This is a genomic window from Bacillus sp. HY001 (assembly GCF_007558965.1).
Classification (GTDB): Bacteria; Bacillota; Bacilli; order Bacillales; family Bacillaceae_G; genus Bacillus_A; species Bacillus_A mobilis.
In genome coordinates, this window is the sequence record NZ_VLTE01000028.1 from 65887 (window position 1) to 90411 (window position 24525).

Genomic DNA, 24525 nt, shown 5'->3' on the forward strand with positions numbered 1-24525 from the left:
ATATGCAATATTGCATATTTTATATGTTCACTCTTTAAAAATGCGATAATTTATTTATAAAAATATTTAAAAATAATATTGAAAGGAGAATATTACATGTCTTTCTATTCTTGGTCTCCTCTTATTTTCTTAATAGTTGTTGCAATTATCATTTCTATTCAAAAGGCTAAGAAACAATAATTTATTATTTGGAGGTGTAATAATGTCATTTGCAGCATGGGGTGCAATTTTTATGACTTTAATCGGAGCAATTTCTGGAGCAGCCTTTGGTACAATCTCCTCTAGAAATAAAAGTGAAAATTAAATACTAACGTAAAAATGAATTTCTAATACAACGCTATACAAAAAAGTAGCCTATAAAATTTTATAGGCTACTCTTCATTTTATGAATATTATTTAGCTAATTCTTTCGTACCCTTCATTACATCAACGAAGAATCCCCAGTTATTCACAACAGAAGAAATACTAATATGCTCATCTGGAGTGTGAACATTAAATATATCTGGACCGAATGATATTGCATCTAATTCAGGCATTTTTTGAACGAATGCACTACATTCAATACCTGCATGCACTGCAAAGATTTCAATCTCTTTATTGTATTTTTCTTGATGCACTTTTTCAAACAAATTACGAATTTGTGAATTCGGATTGTATGGCCATTCTGGATACTCTGACTCTATTTCAAATGTTGCACCAAGTAACTCGGCAATACATTTAATTTCATCTGCAACATGTTGTTTTAAACTACTCACAGAACTTCTCACTTCGTTACGTAATTTAATTTCATCTTGGAACGTTTCAATAACACCTAAATTTGTTGAACTTTCTACTAGACCTTTAATATCCAAGCTCATACTTTGAATACCGTTTGGAATTAAGAATAATGATGAAATAAGTTGCTTTTGTGTCTCTTTAGCAAATACTTTTTCTACTTTCTCATCCAATTTTGTAAGTGTAACGTGAACATCTGGATCAACAGCACGCATTTCTTCTTGTAATACTCTTGTCCAAGATACTAGTTTTTCTTCTACTTTCTCTACATCTTCTGTACTTAATATAATTGTAGCTACACTTTCACGCGGAATTGCGTTCGTTTTTAATCCGCCGTGAACTTCACTAATCTCAAATTGAACATTTGCTGATAAATCTCGTAATACTCGTCCTAATACTTTGTTCGCGTTACCACGTTGTTTATCAATTTCCATACCAGAATGTCCGCCTTTTAAGCCACCAACATATAGACGGTATGCATCTGTATTCGCAGGCGCTTCATCCCAAATTACTGGAATTGTTTCAACAGCTTTCGCACCACCTGCGCTACTTACAAGTAATTTATGATCTTCCTCAGAATCAATATTAATAAAAATCTTACCATCAAAGTGATTTGCATCAACAGCGAAAGCCCCGCCCATTGTTGTTTCTTCTTCAGTAGTAATAACTACTTCAAGTGCTGGATGCGGAATGTCGTTTGAATCTAATAAAGCCATCGCATACGCAACTGCAATACCATTATCAGCACCTAAAGTCGTTTGATTTGCATATAACATGTCCCCAATGATTCGTAATTCAATTGGATCTTTTTCAAAATCATGTACAGTTGCTTGATTTTTTTCACATACCATATCCATATGACCTTGAATAATAATAGCTGGTAGATTTTCATAACCAGTAGTTGCTTCTTTTTTAATAATGACATTTAACGCTTCATCTTGAATCACTTTTAAGTTACGCTCTTTTGCAAAACCAACTAAATAATCACTAATTTCCTTTTCATTACCCGATCCTCTAGGAATCTTTGAAATTTCTGCAAAATGATAAAATACAGGGTGCTTTGTTAATTGTTCTAAAGTAGAATACATTTTTAAGCTCCTCTCAAAATGACAAAATAATATGTAAGTCTTTTATCATTATACCATGATTCATTAGTTTCCTTTTCTATTTCATACTTTAAAATCCACTCGTGAAATATTTAATCATATAAAAAAGAAAGAAAATGCACTATACATTTTCTTTCTTTTTTTTTGCCCTCATATATTTTGAAGTACTATTATTCATTAAGTTCTCTAAACGATTTATATTTTCCGTTAATGCACCTTTCACAAGAGAGAAATCTGTATTTGGTTCTTCTTTTTTTTCTTTAAAAAATGAAGACTTTTGTACATTTATTTCAGCCATTTCTTCTCCCCCTATTCAAAAAGATACAATCTTCTATTTATATTATATCGCAAATGTAGACAGCGTGTACACGTATCATTTTCTTTTTAATTCTTCTTCTAATTCTTCTACTTGCTGTAATGTATCTCCTTTTATTAACGAGAAATCTGTTGTATCTTCATTATCTTCTTTAAAAAAATCATTGTCATAATCTTTTATCACTACAATCACCTCTACGTGCTAGTGTAGGAATGATTGTCCGATTTTATACAAGTTTGTCTAAATTTGCTTTACCTTTATGTATAAGTGAAAAGGACAGAAAAAAATCCTGTCCTTATTTACTAAAATAACTATGATGTATTGTTAAATTATATACATTTTCAAAATCTCGATCTTGCAGATTATTTTTCTTCCCATCAATAACGATGAAAACATCACTTACAATTTTTGCTGGTATAATTCCTACATTTTCTACTTGTAACGCTTTTTGCTCATTCAATTGCTCAATGTGTTCTAACGGAACGATAATACTAAATTGAGAGCGGATACCGCGAAAGTTTGTATTTAATTCCTTTGCCGCTTCAAATACAACAATTTTCGCCCCAATCTTTTCTCCATATGAATCTAAAAATGCGTTTAAGCTTTTTGTATATTCTTCTTCCGTATGCCATTCCATCGTACCAAACATTGCTGGATTGACATTTTGAATAATTGTTGTGTATATTTCTCCTCTTGCTTTAGAAGCAATTAATGACCGTTTTATCGATTGAACAGTTTTGCCGATATCGCTAAATTTCGCTCCCCATATTTCTGAAATATTAGGTGTTAAAATAAATGCGATATCAACGAAAATAACCATTGCAGTGAACATTAAAAGGTTTTTCCAGAGGGTTAAATCAATTCCTTTTATCATGAAATACACGGTGACTGATATTATAAACAACCCATACCAAGTCTTTCTAATACGTTGCTTTTTCTCCTCATACAATTCTTCGTTTCTCCAGTAAAAGAAAACAAGAACGAGAAAAACAATTGCTAAAATAAATAAGCCGATTCGAATGTTAGAGATCACCAATGACATCACCCTCCATTCAAAAACTACTCACGATATCATTACATGCACAAGCAGCTCTCTTTATGACAAAAGACGTGGACAAGCTTCTAAATTTAGCAATATCGCATATACATTAGAAGGTACCACGTCTTTTATCATGAATCTACATTGTATATGTAGACAAGCATGCGTTTCAAATTTTCATGTTAAAAAGAAATATGTTTCGGAATTTCCCCTTCAGGTACTTCTCCATCCATACTTAAGTAATAATGACGAATTGGACGTAAATCTTCGTCTAATTCATACACAAGCGGAATGCTCGTTGGAATATTTAATGAAACAACACCATCACTTGAAAGGTTATCTAAGAATTTCACTAGCGAACGAATCGTATTACCGTGCGATGAAATAATTACCTTCTCTCCATTTTTTAATGACGGCGCAATTTCTGAATGCCAATAATCAAGTACTCTTTTCTCCGTATCCACTAAACATTCTGTTAATGGAAACTCACCTTTTTTAAGTGCTTTATATCTTGGATCATTCATTTCATATCTAGGATCATCCTCAGTAAGAGCAGGTGGTCTTACATCAATACTTCTTCTCCAAATATGAACTTGCTCCTCACCATATTTTTTCGCAGTTTCATCTTTATTCAATCCTTGTAGTGCTCCGTAATGTCTTTCGTTTAATTTCCACGATTTATGTATAGGCACCCAAGTAAGATCCATCTCATGTAGAACTATCCACAGCGTCCGAATTGCTCGTTTTAATACCGATGTATAAGCAACGTCAAAAGTATATCCATTTTTCTTTAATATTGCTCCTGCTTCTCTCGCTTCACTTAACCCATTTTCTGATAAATCTACATCTGTCCATCCTGTAAATCGATTTTCAAGATTCCATAAACTTTGTCCGTGACGAATAAGTACAAGTTTTATCATAATAATTCCCCTCTCGGAAATGTGAATTTTATTGTTCCATTGCGTACACGTATAAAGTATCTAGTAATGTATCTTTTTATCCATTCACTCTATGATCAAACCATAGTTGCCAAATGTATGGATAAAATTTGTTCTTTTTCAAACTATAAAAACAGATATATTTCTTATTATTTTTGATCGATTACAACTTCTCGTTTTGATATCCAAGCATCAAAACCTGATCGACTATTTGCCATTTCATTCATAACTTGATGCCAATTTTCTTCACACGATTCACCAAATTTTGAAAAAATAGCACTCATTTGTTCTCTTTGAACATCGCTCAGTTTTTTCTCTAAATCTACACCTATTTCTGTTAAAGATAACTGTTTCACACGGCGATCATGTATAGCTTCATTACTCTCAATTAAACCCTTTTCCACAAGTTGTCGTAATGGTCCGTGAAGAGCTTGTTTACTTATTTCTAGCATTGATAATAACTCATTTACACTTATCCCTGGAAATCGTGCGATAAAAAATAAAATTCGGTGATGTACTCGTTGTATGCCATACTCTTTTATAATTTCATCTGGCTTTTCAGTAAATGTTTTATATGCAAAGTAAAATAATGCTAATGCTTCATTCATCTGTTCTTCTTTATGTTGTGTCATCTACTTTCCCCCTGTATGTAAATTATACCACAATCCGGTAATCAATATTTTAATGAACGCATTGGAACTTACTCTATTGAAATATTCATTGCAAAATTAGGAGATGATTCACTTGAAAACGCAATATACTGTAAGTACATATTTATTAGATCGACTAAGCGAATTAGGAATTGAACATATTTTTGGTGTCCCTGGTGATTATAATTTGGCTTTTTTAGATGATGTACTAGCACATGAAAAGCTAAAGTGGATTGGTAATTGTAATGAATTGAATGCGGCATATGCCGCAGATGGATACGCCCGTATAAAAGGAATCGCCGCCCTTATTACCACTTTCGGTGTTGGAGAATTAAGCGCACTTAACGGCGTTGCTGGGTCATACGCAGAAAACTTACCAGTTATAAAAATAACTGGTACGCCAACAACTAAATTAATGGAAAATGGAGCACTCGTTCATCATACGTTAGGTGATGGAAAGTTCGATCATTTTTCCAATATGTATCGAGAAATCACGGTGGCACAAGCAAAATTAACACCTGAGCATGCTGTTGAAGAAATTGACCGTGTGTTACGTGCATGTTGGATTGAGAAACGCCCTGTTCATATTCAATTACCGATTGATGTGTATAATAAACCAATCAATAAACCTACGGAACCAATTTTACATAAACCAGTTGTAAGTAATAAAGATGCGCTAGATAAAATGCTTCTACATGCAACTTCAAAAATAAGCAGTGCCAAAAAACCTGTTATTTTAGCTGATTTTGAAGTGGCTCGTTTTCATGCGGAAGAATATTTGCATCAATTCGTAGAAAAAACTGGATTTCCTATCGCAACGTTAAGTATGGGGAAAGGAGTCTTCCCTGAAAAACACCCTCAATTTATAGGCGTTTATACTGGTGATGTTAGTTCTCCATACTTACGAAAAAGAATTGATGAATCTGACTGTATTATTAGTATTGGCGTGAAATTAACTGATACTATTACTGGCGGCTTTACACAAGGCTTTACGAAAGAGCAAGTAATAGAAATCCATCCCTATACTGTAAAAATTATAGATAAAACATATGGACCAGTTGTAATGAAAGATGTTTTAGAACAATTAACTGATTTAATCGAACATCGCATAGAGGAAACACTTGAAATTAAGTCCTTTATTTCCGAATCACTATCGATTACTGAAGAGTTTAATCCAAAAGCACAAATGGTTACACAAAAACGTTTTTGGCAACAAATATACCATTTCTTACAAGAAAACGATGTTTTAATTGCAGAGCAAGGAACCCCTTTCTTCGGTAGTGCCACTATCCCTTTACCAAATAACACTACATATGTAACTCAACCATTATGGGGATCAATTGGTTATACATTACCTGCTCTACTCGGTACACAGCTCGCTGATTTATCGCGGCGTAACATTTTAATTATTGGTGATGGTTCTTTCCAAGTAACTGTTCAAGAGTTATCGACTATACTTCGTCAAAATTTAAAACCGATTATATTTTTAATTAATAACAATGGATACACCGTTGAACGTGCAATTCACGGCCAAAAGGAACCGTATAATGACATACAAATGTGGGATTACACAAAACTCGCAAACGTATTCGGATCAGAAGAAAAAAGTCTACCTTGTAAAGTGGAAAATGAAATAGAGTTAGCAGAAGTCTTAACGAATATAACTTTAAATAAGAATCAACTTATCTTTATTGAAGTTATAATGAGTCAAGGAGATCAGCCTGAATTGTTAGCTAAACTCGGTGAAAGATTCGGCAAGCAAAATTCTTAAAAAGAAAAGAGTAACCATAAATAATAACAAGTTCAACTAAAAGATATCAAACTTGTTTATATACTCAAAATACACAAGAAAAAGGATGGCAAGTGCCATCCTTTTTGACATACATTAAACTTCCCCTATTTTTAAGGCCATTCTTCAATTAACCCCAGTTTAACTGGAAAAAGTTTTTAATCCATCTTTATCTTTATAGCTTTTGTAGCGATAAAAGTTTTAATATGATTATCTAATATTCTAGTTCCACCAAAATCATCCTCATAAAAACCAGTTATAACTAAACCAGCTTCAATTTGACCTTGAATTTGGTCTTCAAGAGTATGTGCATATTCTATTGTTTGATTAGAATTTACATAATCTTGAACTTCATCCTCTGGTAAATAATCTAGTGTTGATGATGGTATTGAATGTTTAACATCAAGTATACCTTGTTGCTCTTGATTGTCATCAAAAATCCATAGTAATGGATTTGTAAATCCTGAAATAAGAATACCTCTATCCTTTAGTACCCTTGATACCTCATTCCATACTAGATGAACATCTTTTACAAACAAATTAGAAACAGGATTTACGACAATATCAAAATATTCATCTTCAAAATCACTAAGGTCTGACATATCTCCTTGCACTGTATTTAAAGTTAAACCATCCCGTTCCGCTACCTTTTTATCTTGTTCCAACTGCTTTTTTGATATATCCGTAACTGTTACATCTGCTCCAGCAGCAGCTAGTACTGGTGCTTGTTGCCCTCCACCTGATGCTAAGCACAGTATTTTTAATCCCTCTAATGACTTTGGAAACCAATCTCTAGGAACAGATTTTTCTGTGGTAACTGTGATTTCCCATTCACCTAATTTGCTTTTTTCAATAACCTCGCTACTCACTGGTTGCGTATATCTAGAACCTTCTTCAACTTTTTTATCCCATGCATTACTGTTTTGTTGAGTTGTATCCATTATAACTTTTCCCCCTAGCTATCTTGTTACATTTTAAGTGTAAGATCATTTACTATTTGTGCTTCCCTTTTTCTATTAACCTAACCAATAATTTATATATACTTTTCTATATTTATATTAACAGATAAAAAGTAGTAAGAAAAATAAAATATTCTAAATAGAAAAAATATAAATCCATTTAAATTAATCCATTACAAATAAAAAGGCATTCCAAACCTGTTGACGGTTGGAACACCTTTTTATTTGTAATTTAAATTTTCAACCTCTGAACTACACCCATTAAACAAATAAATTACAATTTATTCCGCAAGCGTTAACTGCCAAGACACACCATACTTATCATTTAACCAACCAAATTTTTTACTAAATGGATAAGAACCTAAAGGCATAAGAATAGCTCCATCCTGCGCTAGTTTATGAAAGACCGTTTCAACTTCTTCTTCTGTCTCACAAGTTACATAAAGAGACATAGCTGGAGTGAACGTAAAATTATGATTTACATAACTATCAATACACATAAACTCTTGGCCATTTAGCGTAAAAGTTGCATGAATTACTGTTCCCTCTTTACCAGGTCCATTTTCATCGTAGCGAGAGATATTTACAATTTCTGATTGATCGAATAGCGACGTGTAAAAATTCATCGCTTCCTCAGCTTTACCCTCGAACATTAAAAATGTAGTGATTTTTTGATTTGTATTATTCATATAGAGACCGCCCCTTGTTATGTATTTATACAAAACATACATCGGCCAACACAACCGAACGTATATTCTTATGAATATATTGTCTATAAAAACGATACGTTTGTCAATTATCTACTTTCTTATTCCTTCTTAAATAACGCTGTCCAAAGAAATGATTCTCCAAACATAGCATTTGGTTGTTTGATTTGCCTCATCTTTCGAATTTCAATTACTTCAAATTCTTTAAATACCTCTCTAAGTTTTTCTTCTGAATATGCAAGACCACCTTGTAAACTCCACCCTCTATATACGTCCCAATCTGTTATTTCTGATCCATTTCGCTCATCTAAATCGCCTGCTGCAAAACATGTTAATCCAAAATACCCACCCGGTTTCAATGAGTTTTTAATTAAATTCACATAACTTATTCTTCTATGTGGTGGAATATGATGTAAACAGCCCGAATCGTACACAAAATCAAAATCATTTTGAACCTCTAAATTAAAAATCGAATCGCAAATAAAATCAATTTCTACTCCTTTTGCTAATGTTCTCTCTTTCGCCCAATTAATGCCTTCTATAGATAAATCCACTGCTGTTACTTCAAATCCTTCATTCGCCAAATAAATTGCATTTCTTCCTGGACCACATCCAAGCTCCAACACTCTCCCTTTGGAAACCCATCCTGTTTTTATATATGAAACTAGATTTTCATCTGGAACATTTTCAAAAAACGGAACATCCTTTTCTCTATTCTCATAAAATTCATTCCAAAATGGTTCTGCTGGTCTTAATAATGAATCAAGCATTTTAATAATATCTTCTTGCGTGTGCAACGTTTCATTTTTCATTTGTACCCCTCCAAATTTCAATAATCAGAAAATTATTATATATCTTTTAAAGCTTTCATACAAAGAAAAACTCCTACATTCAATAGGAGTTTTTTTCTTTAAAATCCAAGTATAGCTAACCATTTTAACAACTTCTCTTCTCGTACTTTTAAATCATCGTTCCTAAGCTTACCTAACTGTATTTCACTAACAATTTCTCCGTCCGCCATAAAAAGAACTCTTTCTGTTTTCGCTGCTACTTTTACATCATGAGTCACTAACATAATGGTCGTTCCATCACGGTTAATGTTTAATAATATTTGCATTACCTCTTCTGTTGATTTTAAATTTAGAGCACCAGTTGGCTCATCAGCAAAAATAACATTTGGTTTATTGATAAGCGCTCTACAAATAGAAACTCTTTGTAATTGCCCTCCAGATGCTTCGGTTATATAATGAGACGCTATATCCCTTATCCCCATTTTCCTCATTAGCTCCAGAGCACATTGATTTACTGTTTCCTTACTCTCACATTTCGCTACATATGCTGACAAGATAATATTATCAAATAGATTCAAATTTCTAAGAAGGTTGCTCTGTTGAAAAATAAATCCTATTTCAGTAAGGCGCAATTTGGCTAGCTCTTCTTCTTTCATACATGATATTTCTTTACTATCAATTTTCACACTTCCTGATGACATTTTATCCATTCCACTAATATTATATAGTAACGTTGATTTCCCAGAACCAGAAGGGCCCATGACCGATACAAATTCTCCTTCATAAATCCCTAAATCTATATTTTTTAGCACATGATAATTTGCATTTCCATCTAATGAATATGTTTTGTTTAATTGCTTTACTTCTAAAATTTTCTTCACGTTACACCCCCTACTCCCCGTTTCGTTTTAAATCGTCTGTTTGTTTCATAGTAAAACTACTGAAAAGTGTTGTTGCAGTAACAGATATAAATAAAATAGCTGGACATATTACATAAGAAACGATAGGATTTACAACAAACTTTATATGAGCTGCTCCCATAAATGAGCCTAACCAACTTACTAACATTTCCCCAAACGTAGCAGCTAGTAATGTCCCTGTTACAATGCCTATTAATACAATGACAATAGAACGGCTTATATACTGTATTCGAATATCTTTGTAAGAAAAGCCGATATTTTTCATAATTAATATTTGCGAAGAATCTTTAGCTAATAACATTTTAAAAAACATCGCAGTAATTAAAACTGATATCAATATGGCAACTAAAATTGCCACTTGAGTCACGAATCTTAATTGTTTAATTGTCTCTCCTAAAGTTTGCGTTAAATAATCATCTGTATCTGTTATTTTTGCAGAACTAAAATTATGTTTATACTCCTTCACTTTTTCTTGTAAATTCATAGTAGGCTTTATATCTACATTTACTACATACCATAATATATTTTCGCTATTATAAGAGAAGCTCGCTTTAGCTGTTTTCCCGCCATTTGTTACATCTTGATATATCCCACTAATAGTTTGTACTCTTTCTTTTCCTTCTACAAATAGAACGATTTCATCCCCCACATTCTTTTTTAATTCATTTGCGTTCATATAAGAAAGAGCAATTTCATCTTCATTTTTTGGTGCCATACCTTGAATATAGTCTAATGGGAATTTAGAGAAGTCTCCTACTTCTACATGTAAGTTTTCATATGTCCCATCAGTATTCACCACTTTAAATGTACTCGTTACAAATGCTGCATACTTTTCAACTTCTTCATCGTTTCGTATATATGAAATTACTTCCTGAAATCGTTTCTCTATATTTTCAGATTGCTGTAAATCTATTCGAATATCACTTTTTCCTGTTCCCATATAATTTACAAACTTCGGTGACTGAATCGTATACAAAAAGTTAACAGGTACAACTATCATAAATACGGCTATGATTAAAACGATACTTAATACGCGATATAACTTAAATCGTTTTACTACATCTTGTATACCAATAAATATATTTACGTTTGTAATTTTAGTTTGAGAGAGAGAAAAAGTCCTTTTTCCCTTACTCTTTCCTAGATTATCTCTTGATCGTAAAGCATCTATTGCTGTAATTCTCCTGAAATTCCGCAAAATGATACGACAAAACAGGATAATAGTTAGAAATAACACACTTGTGACTATTAATGGTACAACAAAATGTAAAATACTTGTACTTGCTATTCCCATATAAAGTGATATATTAGCGGTGAAAATTTTTGTAACAAATAACGAAAGAATATATCCACATATACATCCGCTAGCAGCAATAACAACATATTTTGTTACATATAGCTTTTGAATCTCTTTACTTGTAATGCCGATAGCCTTCATTACACCTATTTCCCGATAATCTTCTTCCATAGAAGTCATAATCGTAAATCTAATACATAAACTTGCGATTAACATTAATAATGCACTTATTATAATAAGCACTGCAGCTATTATTCCATCTGTTAATGAATTGAGAGTTTTAAAGAGTGAATACGTAATAGAGGGACCTTTTTGAGGTAAGTTCGATGATTGGTATAGCGTTTCAAATTCATTTATTTTATTTACATCTGTTAGCTGGAATTCAATAAGATATTCGCTTTCTCCAAAATTCCCTTTTATTCTTTCGAAGTCTTCATCACTTATTACAAATCGTTTTGAACTCACGATTGATGGGTTCATTTGAACATCACGAACAAATGACGAAATAGTCAATGCTAGTTCATTATTATTTTTAACAACCCATATTTTATCTCCAATACGCAATTTATATTTTTGCATATAATAAATTGGTACACCTATTTCCCCTTTCCTTACATTGATCACTTCATTATTTAAATCTAATAAAAAGTCAAAATTACTATTTTGTTTAACGAAACTAATGTCCATTACACTATTATGTTCCGCTTCATTTTTCTTCTTTATAAAAATATTAGACCCAGCTATTCGAATCATTTCAGCCGTTTGCTGTTCTTTTACAAAAGGAGTTTTCGCTACAAATGAATCGATTGACTTTTGATTTATTTCTCCGGCATGCATTTGTACGAAGTGCGGTGCGTTTGATACTTTAAACAATTGATCAATCGAGTTCAATAAATTTATAACGTTACTTGAAGCACTAGCCATTAATAGACTTGATAACAAGATAAACATAAATAAAATGGTAATTATCATTTTATTTTGAGAGAAATCTCTTTTTAACATTCGCCTAATCATATGAAGCTAGTTCCCTTCATTCCATAATATTTTCTTCGTCACGATCGCCATTATTATCATTATGAAACTAATAGCTAAAATAGGTAAATAAATTTTCATATTGAATTCTTCAAACATAAAACCATAAATAACTTGCCCAATTGGCGCCATACATTGAGATACCGCTGTTATAATTGCCATTACTTTTCCTAGATTTTCATTTGGTGTTTTCTTTTGGACTACAGTAATTACATAGATGGATACAATTGTCATGATCATTGCAATTAGAATAGAAGAAAGTATAAAGAGGATAAATGGTGGATAGTATCCTAAATTAAGAATAAATGGCGTAACTGATAGTGACATTGGTACTACTAATAAAGCTATTAAAAGCATCCAGTAATGCAATGTTTTCATCTGTATCTTTTTCGCAATAAAACCTATTGATAATGCACCTAAAATAGTAGCAAAATCGATCAATCCCATTCCAATTCCGTATATCATGTCGCTACTTTTCATTGTTACTCGTATAATAATTGGAGCACCAACTACAAATAGCGGTGTCAGTATTAAATTTAGTAATGCAGCTAAAAGCATAGATTTCAAAATAAATGGTTGTTTTAAAACGTATATAAAGCCATCTTTCATATCCTTTACAATTGTCGGTATGATATGGCTTTCTTGTGCTCTTTTTATAAAAGGTATTGTAATAAACATTTCTAAAATCGCAGATAAAAAGAAAGCAAGACAGCTTATTATTACGAGCATTTTCAAACCAATTATGCCGTACAATATTCCTCCTAATACAGGAGCAACTATGTTAGATAATGCTTGCACGCCATTTACGATACCGTTCGCTTGTTCTAACTTTTTCTCTGGAACTAATTGCGGAATACTCGCCATTACAACTGGTGAGTACATTGCACTAATGACAGCTAGTAAAAACATAATTGTCCCAATCAGTGTAATAGATAACGATCCAGTAAATAATAAAACTAAAAAGCTTAATACAATCGCAGTGTTTATAAAATCAAAAATGACCATTAAATTACGGCGATTGAAACGATCAGCTATCGCTCCGCCAAGAGGGGCTAACAAAAACGGAATACTCGTAACCGCGTATAATCCTGCGAATATATCAGCACGCCCTGTTATATCTAGCACATATAACGACAGAGCAAAACGTAAAAGTGTTGATCCTAAAATAGTAATAATTTGCCCACTCACCATTAAGTGAAAATCTTTCATAGAAGATCTTATACTTGCTGGCATCCTCATCACACCCTTCTTTTAATTTAGACCGACTGTCGGTCTGTAATAATTAAACAGAAAATGATTATTTCTGTTTAATTAAAACCTCAACCATATAATCAAAGGATCCTTCTTTCGCCCCAACAGATACTTCCATCATTTTAATATAAGCTTTCACTCTCCTCATCATTTCTTCTGGTTTCCACTTGAATAACCCCTCATCAAATATAACTTGTGCTGAAGAGAGTAATAATTCAATCGTTTCTTGTGGGTATGGTGTAGAAAATACGCCTTCATCGATTCCTTGTTCTAAAATCTCTGCTAAAACAGGAGATAAATGAATAATGGATTGCACTATGCTTTTTTGATGCATTTCCGCATTATTTGGCTGATGAAATTGTTCAATCATTTTATCTTTCACATCTCCTGATTTTGGCGATTGCTCCATCAAGACTCGAAATAACTTTTCTAAAACGGGGATATTTGGGTTAGAGACGATTACTTTCGCTTTCGCAACATCTTCTTTAATGATCCTCATAATGATCTCATCCATTACTTCTTCTTTCGACTTAAAATAGTGATAAAACGTCCCCTTTGCTATCCCTATCTCTTTTAAAATGTCATTTACTGTTGTTTTCGTATAACCTTTCGTAATAAATAAACGTTCAGCAGTTTCTAAAATTTCCTTTCTACGCTCCTCATACTCCTTTACTATTCGCATTCACGTTCTCCTTCCCACCAGACCGACTGTCGGTCTATTTAAATTATATGTTTAGTTCGTAAAAAGTTTCCTATTATCGTACATATACAACACCCTACTTTCTATTTCCTTTATAAATTTTCTATTTTTTAATACGGTAAATGAAATTTTAAGAATTGCACCTTTTCATCACCTTTGTACTTATATCGACATCGTTGTATAAAAACAAAAAAGAGCCGCAACGATTTGCGACTCTTTTTGAATAATAACGATTTAACGGCCACGTCTTTGCTGACCTTGTTTTGTACTACCTTTTTTATTACTTGGCTTGTTAAATGATCGGTTGTTATCATTTCTCGAACTATTTCTTGAGCCACCTTTTGAACCACTTCTCGAACCTTCGCGGCTATCTCTTTGACGATATTGATCTGATTTCTTTGGAGCCGGCTTTGGTACCGGTTTTCCATTTTCATCTACACGTCTTATCTTCGGTTGTTCGATTATTTCTCTTTGCAATGGTGCACCGAGCGTTTTTTCAATTTCTTCTAAATGTTTTTCATCTTTCGCTGCAACGAACGTAATTGCTATACCTGATCCACCTGCACGTCCTGTTCGGCCAATGCGGTGAATATAACTTTCTACATCTTCAGGAATATCAAAGTTAAATACATGCGTTACACCATCTACATCAAGTCCACGAGCTGCTACATCAGTCGCAATTAAGTACTGAATTTTAGCTTCGCGGAAACTCTTCATGACTCTTTCACGTTTCGCTTGAGGTATATCACCATGAAGTTCAGCACAATTATAACCTAGCCCTTTTAAATTATCATAAAGCTTACTTGCTCTAACCTTTGTACGACAGAAAATAACTGCTAAAAATGGCTGATCACGATCCATAACAAAACGAAGTGCATCTGGCTTTGCACGATCTGTCGTCTCAATGACACGCTGCTCAATTGTATTTACCGTTACTTCTTCACTTTCTACTTGAATCATTTGTGGTTCATCCATATAACGCTTCGCCAATTTTTTAATATCTTTTGGCATCGTTGCAGAGAATAACATCGTTTGTTTACTACCAGGTGTCTCATCTAAAATATCTTCAATATCGTATAAGAAACCGAAATAAAGCATTTGATCCGCTTCATCTAATACAATCGTTGAAAGATTACTTAAATCAATTGTTTCACGACGTATATGATCTAATAATCGTCCTGGTGTCGCAACAACAATATGTGTATTGCCTTTTAATTTTCTCAATTGTTGCGCTACATCTTGCCCGCCATAAATCGCTAGTACATTGATATCTTCTCTTTGAACAAGCATTTTTTTAATTTCAGTTGTAATTTGCAGTGCTAGTTCCCTTGTTGGTGCAACAATTAAAGCCTGAACATCACTAGACGCTGGATCGATTTTTTCTAAAATCGGTAACACGAATGCTAACGTTTTACCCGTTCCTGTTTTCGCCTGCCCAATAATATCTTTACCTGACATAATAACAGGAATTGCCTGCTCTTGAATTGGTGTTGCTTCTGTAATTCCATTTTCACGTAATGTATGATTAAAAGTTTCACTAATTCCTAATTCTAAAAAGTTTTTCAAATAGACCACTTCTTTTCCTTATTTTTCACATTAGCTTTCATTGTACCATTTGTTTCGCCAAATATGAAAAATAAAAAAATTCTTATCTTCTTTTTTTATATTCATCGTGCACTAGTTGGACAAATTCTATTTGTTTTTTCTCGGAATTTATTAATGCTTCCATATTAGTCGTAGACAAAATTAACTTTTTAATTTTTCTATTACTCCAAATTAAACTTGTATACTTTGTATCTTCGTGTAGCCTTCGAAACCACTCGAATTCACTTAACTTTGCAATATGATGTTTTAATTTCATATCATTTCGAGGATAGAATGTAATTATAGCCATTATTACATCAAGCAGTAAACTCATCTTCTCCCCTCCTATACATATATATTTCAATGTTAAGGAAACATAGTTACAGGGTGATAAAATTGACCAATACATTCATAAAGATTTTTTGCGTATTTTTCTTACTATATTTTCAATCCACCACAATTATAATGGCGAAATCTCAAACAGATGTAATAAGTGAATTCAAACATGCTTTACTCAAAAATGATGAAAAATTAATGAGGTCATATGTAACAGATGGAGTTGAACTACCTACTTTCCAAACAAATAAACAAATTCATGAAATTAAAATAGTACCGTCTCCAAAAGAAGATACTACAATTCTTATTTCTTATTTCAAAGACACTGATGATAGATTTACTCTTGGTTACATTTTAGAAATAGTAACAAAAAATAATAAAATATCTCGAATTAATCAAATTTATGATGGAACGAATCCTCTTATGAAAGAAGCTACTATTGTAAAAAAATATGAAATAAAGTGTAAGGAACATATACTTACTCCTACAAAATTCCCGTTCGAGATTCACGAATTTCAAGGGTATATCTATAACAATTACTTAAACCTCCAATACTACAATGACGATATTAATGGGATTTTTAAAATCACTGTTTCTCCAGTTCAAAACAAATTAGGCTTCTATGTACTTAGGGGAGCTAAGTTCTTCACCTTAAAAAATAATATAAAAGCATTATATAATCCTCATTTTGATTCAGCATATGAGCTTATCTTTCAGCAGAATGGTTTTCAATATATAATTGCAATTGGCAACAAACGCTATATAAAAGGAACATATAACGTAAAGGATTTAATTCAAATTGCAGAATCTATGAATTAAAAAAACCGATCTTTTCGATATGGGAAAGATCGGTTTTTTAATATTTTATATAATCAATTTTCCTCCTAAAAATGTGCTAACACAAGTGAGGATATTTTTAATAGTATTCTTAATCAGCATTTTTATCTTTCTTATCACTATTATCATTTTTATATGTATACGATAATAGAATAATAACAATTAACCAAAAGACTGAGTTTTGTATCCATTCCGATATTACAGGAATTTGGAACGTTATAAATCCAAGTATAAGACTAAATACAATAATCACCAATTTATGCATATAATTCCCCTTTTTATCTAATTGTATTTTAAAAGTGATAGGAGAACAATAGACACAAATTCAATACTATTTTTTAATCATCTGTTTTATTTTTGAAATTACTTTATTATTCGTAAACAAATACTAATTTTTAGACAGTAAGTTTTCCTCCATGATAACAATAATATCTTGCTACTTTAAGGTTTTTAATTCTCTTTAAAGATTCTTCCGCTTTTTCTATATCTAAACAAAAATTCGGATTAGCTATTACTAATTCACAATTTTCTTGAACGACCGCATCCCCTGTGATTACACAGTTTGAATTCGGAAAATATAATGAAATATGCCCTGAAGTATGTCCTGGCGTCGCTATTATTTGACATTCATTATTCAAAATCATTTGACCATCACATACTTTTTCATCGACAGAAATATGTCTTATATTTTTTAATTGCTGTATAAACCACTCACCAAATTCTTTCTCTTCAATCGGCATACGTTGTAACATGACTTCAGCTTGAGCTAATCTCTCTGATTTTATATCACCATTAATGTATTGGGATTCAATTTCACTAGCAATAATATTAACGTGAGGATATTTCACTTTGAAATCATATAAAGATCCTATATGATCGTCATCATAATGAGTAATAATTATATTTTTTAAGTTTTTCATCTCATACCCCTGTTTTAAAATTGCCTCTTCAATTAAAGGTGAAAAATTGATATAACCTGTGTCTACTAAAGTTAATTCTTTGTTTACTATAATTAAGCTCGGATAAATACATTGTTTTGCCCCATTAAATTCAAATTCAATTGGTAGTTCTATTATCTTCATTTTTCTTCCCCCATACCTATTATTATATGTTTAATAATAACTAAATCATCCACATACATTTTACTATACATGTCACCAAATAATTTGCATCCAAATGTCCATTTTGTTCAATTTCACGTTTAATGTATAATTTTCATATAACAAAGAAAAAACATCCGTTATGGATGCTTCCTTATCTTACCTGCTCAACTACATAAATCAACTTTGGCCTATCCGAAACCTGATATGTATAGTCTTCATTTTTATGCATAAATGTTTCTATCCTATTTATCACTTTAAACATTCTGTCTGAATTCGCACTGAACCGAGATACTGAGTCACATAAAACTATTGACCCTTTCTTGTAAAAATTTATAATTTCATAAATATCTCGTTCTAAACAAACTTCTCCTACTTGCAAATCCTCTTTCGCTTCATAGTTATAGATTCCCATTCTCATTCCCCCAAAAAATTGTATTTTTCCTTACAACATCCCCTTGTTACATAAATAATAACACGATAAAATTCTAAAACTCAAACTCGTCGGATTTATCTGAGAAAATAAAAAAGCCATCAATGAAGCGACAACTTTCAAAAAGATGGGAGAAAAGTGAGGAAAAAATGGTTCAAAACAAAGTAGCACCTAAACTGCTAAATGAAGTGGACAAACGTGCAATTAATACCAGAATCACATTAGAAGCTTATGAATCATCAGCGAGTACAGGGGCTATTCAAGAATTATAAAAGTTCTAATTAATAGATGTACCCTTAGATTATTTAGAAGTAGTTCAACATTGTACGAATGCAGAGATTAATGTAAAAAATGAACTTTAATACGTATTACCACCAAACATTATCTACGTAGTACCTTTTCTTGGAACGAACACATACACTGTAAGTCGTTACAAAACCAACATTCTATTATTTTGAACAGGTAATTCATTATTTTTATGGAAATATACAATAAGAAAACCAATACAATTGATTATTTCCTCACTTCTTTGTCTATCCTTTTAAAAAATCTATGTTTTTGTAAAAGGAGTGTTTATATGGAGAAACAGACACTTTGGAAAAAATTCAAAAAAAGCTCAGCGAACCTCGGGAAATCAAGCGTTTATGAAAGTATTATTTTATACTACACAATGAGAAAGAAAGAGTTACCTACTAAAGCGAAATTCATAATATTAGCCGCTTTATCCTATTACGTGCTAACAATCGACTTCATTCCAGATATAGCTGCTATTATTGGGATTGGCTTATTAGATGATGTTTTAGCAATCGCTATAGCACATAAATTTGTAATGCGCCATGCAGACGCTGAAATTCGAGAGAAGAGTAGAATGAAAATGGAGTCATTATTTACTTCAGCTCAGGCGTGATTTAAAATAGTTAGTCATTTACCCTACCTTTTCTAGTTTCAACTACAACCAATCTTTAATTAAGGTAAACTCTATGCACCCCACTAAATATTATCCTGCATGAATTGCGCTTTTACAGGATAAATCGTGTCAGAAACTACAGAAATTCTCTTAACTCTTTAGCCTTAGCAAATTAGGGTGCCAGCACTTATTCTTAAGTTCCGACACCCTATCCTTCGTTTTTATGCAGTTACATGCGTCCCCCTATACAAAACTGCTATTGCCACTACTATAAGAATCATCCCCATAAAAGCAGGTGCAGCATGACCAAGTGATACATATATATGTCCTCCAATCATTGGACCAATCATTCTTGCCAAAGCTTGAATAGATTGGCTACCGCCTTGAATCCTTCCTTGTTCACTAGAATCGACAGACTTTGAAAGCATCCCATTGAATGAAGGCCCGAAAATTGAGTCACCAAAACCAAACAGTAACATCCCAACGATTAGAAGAGGATATAAGGAAAATAAAGCAGATGCTGCAATAAAACCGTAGCCAATAATTTCCGAAACCATCCCAAGTATTGCTATTTGTTTATCACTAAGCTTGATCAAAAGCTTTGGCATTATAAAAGCTTGTGAAATGATATCTTGAAAGCCCATAATTGAAAACATAATTCCAATTAGTGCAGGTTTCCAACTAAAAGTATCCATCGTAAATTGTGTAAAAATTGCTTGTAAAGATCCGTTAGGTATCCAAAGTAAAAACGCTGAGACAAGTAACCATTTTAAGTTTTTCATTGAAAGTATGTTTGCCAGCTGTGCAAAAGGATTTAACCTTACAAAAGTAATTTCTTTTAACCTATTATTTTTGTCAAGACTCTCAGGCATATATTTCATCCCATATAGAACATTTAATAAAGTTATAAGCGCTCCAAAATACAAAGGTACAGAATGACCAAACTTTGCAAGTAATCCCCCAAGAGTTGGTCCGATAATGGTTCCTGCACCTACCACTGCACTCACCCACCCAAAATACTTCGTTCTCTGTTCTGAGGGAATGATATCTGCAAAATATGCAAAAATTGTACTGATACTCCCGCCTGTTACACCTTCTATTACGCGTCCAGCAAATAGTACCCATAAAGCCCCTCCTATCCCAAAAACTAAGTACCCAATTGCAGAACCGAAAAGGCATATTAAAAGTAATGGACGACGGCCATATTTATCGCTCAAAGCTCCGAGTGCAGGAGCAGCGAAAAACACGCAGACCGCATAAACAGAGGTCAGTAGCGTAACAACTAGAGCCTGTTCTTCCGGACTACTTATATAAGGATGCACTAAGAATGGCACTACTGGCATGATGATACTGAAACCTATACCACAAAGAAATACAGAAATAAGGCCAAATATTAAAGCATGTTTATCTATGTTTTTTTCAGTTTCATTTTCATTTTGTGATCTAAATATAGACATTTAATTTCTCCTCTCAAAATATTTTGTTGCTATGTCAACAAAATAATAACTCCACTTTGTTGATTAGTCAACAAAAATTAAATAATAAAAAGGTAGCCTGTTCACGGGAAGGCTACCTTTTTATTATTTAAATATATCTGACATTAACAGGGAAATTTACGACTTAATATGTATACCCTGTTTCTTTATTTCTGCATCCAAATGCTTACTATACTTTTCCACGAAGTTAATAATACTGTCGAATTCTGCCTCGGTTACTTGCTCAAATACAGCTTTATCCCGCTGTTGAAACTCATTGTGCAACTCCTCGTGAATTATATATATTTCTTTCCCTTGTTCAGTAAGCCTAAAATAGATTTCTTTTTTATTCTCTGATTTCTGGTAACTTTCGATAAGGCCTTTGTTTATGAGCTTCTTAGTCATTCTACTTATTGCACCGCGAGTCACATAAAAAGCCTCTGCAAGTTGTGTCACGTTAGAATCGGCATTGTTTTCAATGTATTCAATACAATGTACTTCAGAAGACTTAAAACCTTTAAGACCTTCTTCCATTTTATCCTTATTAAGCCAAACCATCTTATTATATAATTCCCTGAAACCGTTCATGACCTGTTCTTCCTTGTTCATGGTCTATCCTCCTAACAGCTCATTCATACTTTAAAACCATTATATTAAATTTCTGTTTCTGTTTCGACAATATTGATATAATTATTTGAGCTATCTATGAAAGTAGACGATAAAATATAATAATTCACTATACGGAAAATAAAACATGTGTATTATAACATGCCCTACACGGTAGATAAAAAATAAGAGCTAAGATTAGTTGTCTTAGCTCTTATTCCATAAAATTTATGTTTTTCAAATACTATTTCACTTCATTTGCTACAAAAAATTGCTCACAAACACTGGAAATGCGCTGCAAGTCTACGTTTCCACCAGATATAACCGCGACTACCTTTTTCCCTTTAATATATGGATCCACTTTCCCTGCAAGTAGAGCAGCAGTAGCTAATGCGCCAGCCCCTTCTACAACAGCTTTACCGCGTTGTAATAAGTCTTTCATCGCTACTTCTAATTCACCTTCTGATACTGTTACAATATCATCTACTAATTCTTTTACTATTTCAAAAGTTAAATCGCCTGGTATTTTAACTGCGCAACCATCTGCTATAGTAGGTGCCTCATAATGTTCTACAATCGTACCTTTGTCATAAGATGCCTTCATCCCATGAACATTATCTGCTTGGACACCAATAATATTAATGGATGGATTAAAAGATTTTAATGCTACAGCAATTCCAGAAATAATTCCACCACCGCCAATTGGTACAATGACAGTATCAACATCCCACATATCATCAAGAATGTCCAAACCAATTGTACCTTGACCAGCCATTACCTCTACATCATCATATGGATGTAAGTATGTTTCGCCTGTTTCCCTAATAATCTCCTCACATTTCGCCTTCGCATCATCAAAAGTTTCACCATATAAAATCACTTCTGATCCATATCCTCTAGTTGCTTCAACTTTCGCCTGAGGGGCAGAAATCGGCATCACAATTTTACTCTTAATACCAAGTAAATGAGCAGATAAAGCGACTCCTTGCGCATGATTACCAGCGGAACAAGCGATTACGCCTCTCTCTTTTTCCTGATCTGTCAGCTGTGACATTTTATTAAATGCACCACGGAATTTAAAAGAACCTGTTAATTGCATATTTTCTAATTTCAAGTGAATTTCTCCGCCTGTTTTACTAGTCAAATAAAATGATTTTACTAGTGGCGTTTTACGAGCATTTCTGTCTAAAATGTTTTGAGCTTTTTTAATGTCTGCTATATGTAATGGTAGCTTTTCAGTTATCATACTAACACCTCTTCTAATGATTTATAATCTACTGTTTGTCTCATTCCTAAGTTTTCGTAAGTAATAACCCCATTATACGCAACCAACTACGTTAAAAAACCATTTCTCATATATGTACGTTATTCTTTAAAGTACACATATGCAAACAATTCAACATCCACTTCATATCACGTTCTTTATAATGATTCAGGCATGCAATTTGGATCCAGTTATTCATTTGTAAATACGCTGATTCATAATGGACGATATATCCTTGTAACGCCAACGCATCGCCTACATCTTTAGAAGACTGATCTTCTTTTAATTGAATGGTAAGTATGATTGGCGCAGCATGTTCTTTAGGTGAAACAAGTTTTAAACCCATAGTAGTTATAGTTTGTTCAATATATGCATACGTCTCTTTTATTTTTTCAAATGCCTTTTCATCATCAAATCTTTTTAAGGCTTCTTGCAATGCATACATTAAATTCCATGAATGAGAATATGGAATACTGTCATTTTCTTCGTACATGCCAATGTCCATATAGGCCGGTAATGCCTCATTTACTTTCACATTGTGATTATAAAAAACGAAAGATAATCCAGTAAACGATTTAATTGCCTTTCCACTAACACCACTTGCAAAATATACATCATTCAAATCTATCGGTATTGCTCCAATTGAGCTAATGCAATCTACACATAGTTTCACTTTATACTTTTTACATAAAACGTTTAGTTCGTCTAAATCATTTAACATTCCAGTTGATGTTTCATGGTGAACAAACCAAAGCCATTCATAATTGCCAGTTTCCATTATTTTTTCTAATTCGGTATAAATAAACGGTTCTCCCATTTCTTTTTTATACGTATCAAAATGTAATTGCGCGCGTGCTGCATGTCCAACTAATCTATTACCAAATTCCCCATTTGTTAATACTAGTCCTTTCCCTTTTAAAGAACGTAACTGTATAGCAATCGCATCATTTGCTAACGTCCCTGTTCCTAACAATATTTGCACACGTTTTGCTTTTGTCATTTGCAGTAAACGTTTTTTCACATTTTCCATTGTCACTTGAAATGACTTAGAACGATGCGAAATAGGCCTAGTAGAAAATGCCTTTCGAACATTTTCTTCAATATCTACTGGACCTGGTAAAAATGTATATTCCTTCGTCATTATCCCTCCAACACTCGACTCTTCAAACATAGCAGGTGTAACATACATTGGCTGAAAGGCTGCTTCTTCTGAACCAACTAACGTATGGAAAGACTTGAATCCCATTTGCTCATATAAAGGTAGTTCACGTGTTGTCGCAGAAATGAGTGCCAATTCATATCCATTTAGAAGCAAATAACGATGTAAAAAGCGAATTAAACCTAATAATGCTCTTCCATTTCGGTATTCACGTTCTACTGAAAGTAAACGAATTTCATATACATGTTCTCCATGTTCTTGCAAATACAAATCTAGATTTGTAATTTTATAGTCTAATGAGAATGGTCGTTTTCCTCGCAATGCAACCATACCTACTAACTTATCGTCATCTAAACAAATTAAATATGTATTTTCATCATGAAAACGATCAATACGAACACGCTCTTTCGTTTCTTCGTGTTGCGGAATTTCTTCTACAAATGTTTTATAATTCAATTTATGTATACGTTCAAATTCCCAATCTTGATCGGCAACTTTATATATTAACCCCATGCCTTCTCTCCTTTATGTATTTAATAAAAATTATAAGTGGAG

At 32.8% G+C, this 24525-nt stretch carries 26 protein-coding genes; 4 read left to right on the forward strand and 22 right to left on the reverse strand.

Features of this window, described 5'->3' with window-relative positions; translation table 11 throughout:
- Window positions 1–392: 392 nt before the first annotated feature.
- The 6 genes from pepD to FOT98_RS14075 form a co-directional block, all read right to left on the reverse strand.
- The gene (pepD, locus tag FOT98_RS14055) at window positions 393–1862 is read right to left on the reverse strand and encodes a beta-Ala-His dipeptidase (protein ID WP_063261028.1); all 1470 of its coding nucleotides are present in this window, start codon (window positions 1860–1862) and stop codon (window positions 393–395) included.
- Between the two features lie 139 nt (window positions 1863–2001).
- Window positions 2002–2178, reverse strand: coding sequence for a stage II sporulation protein SB (gene spoIISB, locus FOT98_RS32375; RefSeq protein WP_063261029.1), 177 nt, complete (start codon window positions 2176–2178; stop codon window positions 2002–2004).
- Between the two features lie 75 nt (window positions 2179–2253).
- A complete protein-coding gene (locus FOT98_RS14060; protein WP_000588712.1) occupies window positions 2254–2379 on the reverse strand; it encodes a hypothetical protein in 126 nt (41 codons plus the stop codon).
- Window positions 2380–2491: 112 nt separating this feature from the next.
- Window positions 2492–3229 (reverse strand): type II toxin-antitoxin system SpoIISA family toxin, encoded by a 738-nt coding sequence (locus tag FOT98_RS14065; RefSeq protein ID WP_144291081.1) that lies wholly within the window; start codon window positions 3227–3229, stop codon window positions 2492–2494.
- 188 nt (window positions 3230–3417) lie between these two features.
- Window positions 3418–4155: a 2,3-diphosphoglycerate-dependent phosphoglycerate mutase gene (gpmA, locus tag FOT98_RS14070; RefSeq protein WP_061680167.1), complete on the reverse strand. Its 738-nt coding sequence runs from the start codon at window positions 4153–4155 to the stop codon at window positions 3418–3420.
- Between the two features lie 167 nt (window positions 4156–4322).
- Complete coding sequence (locus FOT98_RS14075) at window positions 4323–4805, reverse strand: MarR family winged helix-turn-helix transcriptional regulator (protein ID WP_063261031.1); 483 nt, start codon at window positions 4803–4805, stop codon at window positions 4323–4325.
- Between the two features lie 103 nt (window positions 4806–4908).
- Between FOT98_RS14075 and FOT98_RS14080 the strand changes: the two genes are divergently transcribed.
- Window positions 4909–6594: an alpha-keto acid decarboxylase family protein gene (locus tag FOT98_RS14080; protein WP_080467602.1), complete on the forward strand. Its 1686-nt coding sequence runs from the start codon at window positions 4909–4911 to the stop codon at window positions 6592–6594.
- A 176-nt stretch (window positions 6595–6770) separates the two neighbouring features.
- Here FOT98_RS14080 and FOT98_RS14085 read toward each other — a convergent pair whose 3' ends face one another.
- From FOT98_RS14085 to FOT98_RS14125, 9 genes are all read right to left on the reverse strand, one after another.
- Complete coding sequence (locus FOT98_RS14085) at window positions 6771–7553, reverse strand: class I SAM-dependent methyltransferase (protein WP_063261033.1); 783 nt, start codon at window positions 7551–7553, stop codon at window positions 6771–6773.
- 299 nt (window positions 7554–7852) lie between these two features.
- Complete coding sequence (locus FOT98_RS14090; RefSeq protein WP_063261034.1) at window positions 7853–8260, reverse strand: VOC family protein; 408 nt, start codon at window positions 8258–8260, stop codon at window positions 7853–7855.
- Between the two features lie 119 nt (window positions 8261–8379).
- A complete protein-coding gene (locus tag FOT98_RS14095) occupies window positions 8380–9090 on the reverse strand; it encodes a class I SAM-dependent methyltransferase (protein WP_063261035.1) in 711 nt (236 codons plus the stop codon).
- Window positions 9091–9188: 98 nt separating this feature from the next.
- Complete coding sequence (locus FOT98_RS14100) at window positions 9189–9950, reverse strand: ABC transporter ATP-binding protein (RefSeq protein ID WP_063261036.1); 762 nt, start codon at window positions 9948–9950, stop codon at window positions 9189–9191.
- A gap of 10 nt (window positions 9951–9960) precedes the next feature.
- Window positions 9961–12300, reverse strand: a complete 2340-nt coding sequence (locus FOT98_RS14105; protein WP_063261037.1) for an ABC transporter permease — start codon at window positions 12298–12300, stop codon at window positions 9961–9963.
- A gap of 6 nt (window positions 12301–12306) precedes the next feature.
- The gene (locus FOT98_RS14110; RefSeq protein ID WP_080467603.1) at window positions 12307–13557 is read right to left on the reverse strand and encodes an MFS transporter; all 1251 of its coding nucleotides are present in this window, start codon (window positions 13555–13557) and stop codon (window positions 12307–12309) included.
- A gap of 58 nt (window positions 13558–13615) precedes the next feature.
- Window positions 13616–14251 (reverse strand): TetR/AcrR family transcriptional regulator, encoded by a 636-nt coding sequence (locus FOT98_RS14115; protein WP_063261038.1) that lies wholly within the window; start codon window positions 14249–14251, stop codon window positions 13616–13618.
- Between the two features lie 252 nt (window positions 14252–14503).
- Window positions 14504–15844, reverse strand: coding sequence for a DEAD/DEAH box helicase (locus FOT98_RS14120; protein WP_063261039.1), 1341 nt, complete (start codon window positions 15842–15844; stop codon window positions 14504–14506).
- 73 nt (window positions 15845–15917) lie between these two features.
- Window positions 15918–16187 (reverse strand): hypothetical protein, encoded by a 270-nt coding sequence (locus tag FOT98_RS14125; RefSeq protein WP_063261040.1) that lies wholly within the window; start codon window positions 16185–16187, stop codon window positions 15918–15920.
- 29 nt (window positions 16188–16216) lie between these two features.
- Between FOT98_RS14125 and FOT98_RS14130 the strand changes: the two genes are divergently transcribed.
- The gene (locus FOT98_RS14130; protein ID WP_063261041.1) at window positions 16217–17008 is read left to right on the forward strand and encodes a hypothetical protein; all 792 of its coding nucleotides are present in this window, start codon (window positions 16217–16219) and stop codon (window positions 17006–17008) included.
- A 109-nt stretch (window positions 17009–17117) separates the two neighbouring features.
- On the opposite strand, the gene FOT98_RS32380 is transcribed toward FOT98_RS14130, so the two are convergent.
- From FOT98_RS32380 to FOT98_RS14140, 3 genes are all read right to left on the reverse strand, one after another.
- The gene (locus FOT98_RS32380) at window positions 17118–17291 is read right to left on the reverse strand and encodes a hypothetical protein (RefSeq protein WP_161940838.1); all 174 of its coding nucleotides are present in this window, start codon (window positions 17289–17291) and stop codon (window positions 17118–17120) included.
- A 130-nt stretch (window positions 17292–17421) separates the two neighbouring features.
- Window positions 17422–18108 (reverse strand): MBL fold metallo-hydrolase, encoded by a 687-nt coding sequence (locus FOT98_RS14135; protein ID WP_063261042.1) that lies wholly within the window; start codon window positions 18106–18108, stop codon window positions 17422–17424.
- Window positions 18109–18280: 172 nt separating this feature from the next.
- Window positions 18281–18541 (reverse strand): hypothetical protein, encoded by a 261-nt coding sequence (locus FOT98_RS14140; protein WP_063261043.1) that lies wholly within the window; start codon window positions 18539–18541, stop codon window positions 18281–18283.
- Window positions 18542–18663: 122 nt separating this feature from the next.
- Between FOT98_RS14140 and FOT98_RS33420 the strand changes: the two genes are divergently transcribed.
- Both FOT98_RS33420 and FOT98_RS14145 read left to right on the forward strand, forming a co-directional pair.
- Window positions 18664–18831, forward strand: a complete 168-nt coding sequence (locus tag FOT98_RS33420) for a hypothetical protein (protein ID WP_186292115.1) — start codon at window positions 18664–18666, stop codon at window positions 18829–18831.
- Window positions 18832–19136: 305 nt separating this feature from the next.
- Complete coding sequence (locus FOT98_RS14145) at window positions 19137–19466, forward strand: YkvA family protein (RefSeq protein WP_063261044.1); 330 nt, start codon at window positions 19137–19139, stop codon at window positions 19464–19466.
- A 221-nt stretch (window positions 19467–19687) separates the two neighbouring features.
- On the opposite strand, the gene FOT98_RS14150 is transcribed toward FOT98_RS14145, so the two are convergent.
- From FOT98_RS14150 to FOT98_RS14165, 4 genes are all read right to left on the reverse strand, one after another.
- Window positions 19688–20923, reverse strand: a complete 1236-nt coding sequence (locus FOT98_RS14150; protein WP_063261045.1) for an MFS transporter — start codon at window positions 20921–20923, stop codon at window positions 19688–19690.
- Between the two features lie 156 nt (window positions 20924–21079).
- Complete coding sequence (locus FOT98_RS14155; RefSeq protein ID WP_063261046.1) at window positions 21080–21550, reverse strand: MarR family transcriptional regulator; 471 nt, start codon at window positions 21548–21550, stop codon at window positions 21080–21082.
- Window positions 21551–21791: 241 nt separating this feature from the next.
- Window positions 21792–22793 carry a bifunctional threonine ammonia-lyase/L-serine ammonia-lyase TdcB gene (gene tdcB / locus FOT98_RS14160; RefSeq protein ID WP_063261047.1) on the reverse strand — a complete coding sequence of 334 codons (1002 nt, stop codon included), beginning with the start codon at window positions 22791–22793 and terminating at the stop codon, window positions 21792–21794.
- 106 nt (window positions 22794–22899) lie between these two features.
- Complete coding sequence (locus FOT98_RS14165) at window positions 22900–24483, reverse strand: aminotransferase class V-fold PLP-dependent enzyme (protein WP_063261048.1); 1584 nt, start codon at window positions 24481–24483, stop codon at window positions 22900–22902.
- Window positions 24484–24525: the final 42 nt, after the last annotated feature.

What these genes read in the sequence shown, in the direction of transcription:
- FOT98_RS14145 (WP_063261044.1), top strand. Translation starts at nt 19,137, where the DNA reads ATGGAGAAACAGACACTTTGGAAAAAATTCAAAAAAAGCTCAGCGAAC.
- FOT98_RS33420 (WP_186292115.1), top strand. Translation starts at nt 18,664, where the DNA reads ATGAAGCGACAACTTTCAAAAAGATGGGAGAAAAGTGAGGAAAAAATG.
- FOT98_RS14075 (WP_063261031.1), bottom strand. Translation starts at nt 4,805, where the DNA reads ATGACACAACATAAAGAAGAACAGATGAATGAAGCATTAGCATTATTT.
- FOT98_RS14150 (WP_063261045.1), bottom strand. Translation starts at nt 20,923, where the DNA reads ATGTCTATATTTAGATCACAAAATGAAAATGAAACTGAAAAAAACATA.
- FOT98_RS14085 (WP_063261033.1), bottom strand. Translation starts at nt 7,553, where the DNA reads ATGGATACAACTCAACAAAACAGTAATGCATGGGATAAAAAAGTTGAA.
- FOT98_RS14135 (WP_063261042.1), bottom strand. Translation starts at nt 18,108, where the DNA reads ATGAAGATAATAGAACTACCAATTGAATTTGAATTTAATGGGGCAAAA.
- FOT98_RS14130 (WP_063261041.1), top strand. Translation starts at nt 16,217, where the DNA reads ATGTTAAGGAAACATAGTTACAGGGTGATAAAATTGACCAATACATTC.
- FOT98_RS14125 (WP_063261040.1), bottom strand. Translation starts at nt 16,187, where the DNA reads ATGAGTTTACTGCTTGATGTAATAATGGCTATAATTACATTCTATCCT.
- FOT98_RS14080 (WP_080467602.1), top strand. Translation starts at nt 4,909, where the DNA reads ATGATTCACTTGAAAACGCAATATACTGTAAGTACATATTTATTAGAT.
- FOT98_RS14155 (WP_063261046.1), bottom strand. Translation starts at nt 21,550, where the DNA reads ATGAACAAGGAAGAACAGGTCATGAACGGTTTCAGGGAATTATATAAT.
- gpmA (WP_061680167.1), bottom strand. Translation starts at nt 4,155, where the DNA reads ATGATAAAACTTGTACTTATTCGTCACGGACAAAGTTTATGGAATCTT.
- FOT98_RS14110 (WP_080467603.1), bottom strand. Translation starts at nt 13,557, where the DNA reads ATGAGGATGCCAGCAAGTATAAGATCTTCTATGAAAGATTTTCACTTA.
- FOT98_RS14165 (WP_063261048.1), bottom strand. Translation starts at nt 24,483, where the DNA reads ATGGGGTTAATATATAAAGTTGCCGATCAAGATTGGGAATTTGAACGT.
- FOT98_RS14090 (WP_063261034.1), bottom strand. Translation starts at nt 8,260, where the DNA reads ATGAATAATACAAATCAAAAAATCACTACATTTTTAATGTTCGAGGGT.
- FOT98_RS14115 (WP_063261038.1), bottom strand. Translation starts at nt 14,251, where the DNA reads ATGCGAATAGTAAAGGAGTATGAGGAGCGTAGAAAGGAAATTTTAGAA.
- spoIISB (WP_063261029.1), bottom strand. Translation starts at nt 2,178, where the DNA reads ATGGCTGAAATAAATGTACAAAAGTCTTCATTTTTTAAAGAAAAAAAA.
- FOT98_RS14095 (WP_063261035.1), bottom strand. Translation starts at nt 9,090, where the DNA reads ATGAAAAATGAAACGTTGCACACGCAAGAAGATATTATTAAAATGCTT.
- pepD (WP_063261028.1), bottom strand. Translation starts at nt 1,862, where the DNA reads ATGTATTCTACTTTAGAACAATTAACAAAGCACCCTGTATTTTATCAT.
- FOT98_RS32380 (WP_161940838.1), bottom strand. Translation starts at nt 17,291, where the DNA reads ATGCATAAATTGGTGATTATTGTATTTAGTCTTATACTTGGATTTATA.
- tdcB (WP_063261047.1), bottom strand. Translation starts at nt 22,793, where the DNA reads ATGATAACTGAAAAGCTACCATTACATATAGCAGACATTAAAAAAGCT.
- FOT98_RS14140 (WP_063261043.1), bottom strand. Translation starts at nt 18,541, where the DNA reads ATGGGAATCTATAACTATGAAGCGAAAGAGGATTTGCAAGTAGGAGAA.
- FOT98_RS14105 (WP_063261037.1), bottom strand. Translation starts at nt 12,300, where the DNA reads ATGATTAGGCGAATGTTAAAAAGAGATTTCTCTCAAAATAAAATGATA.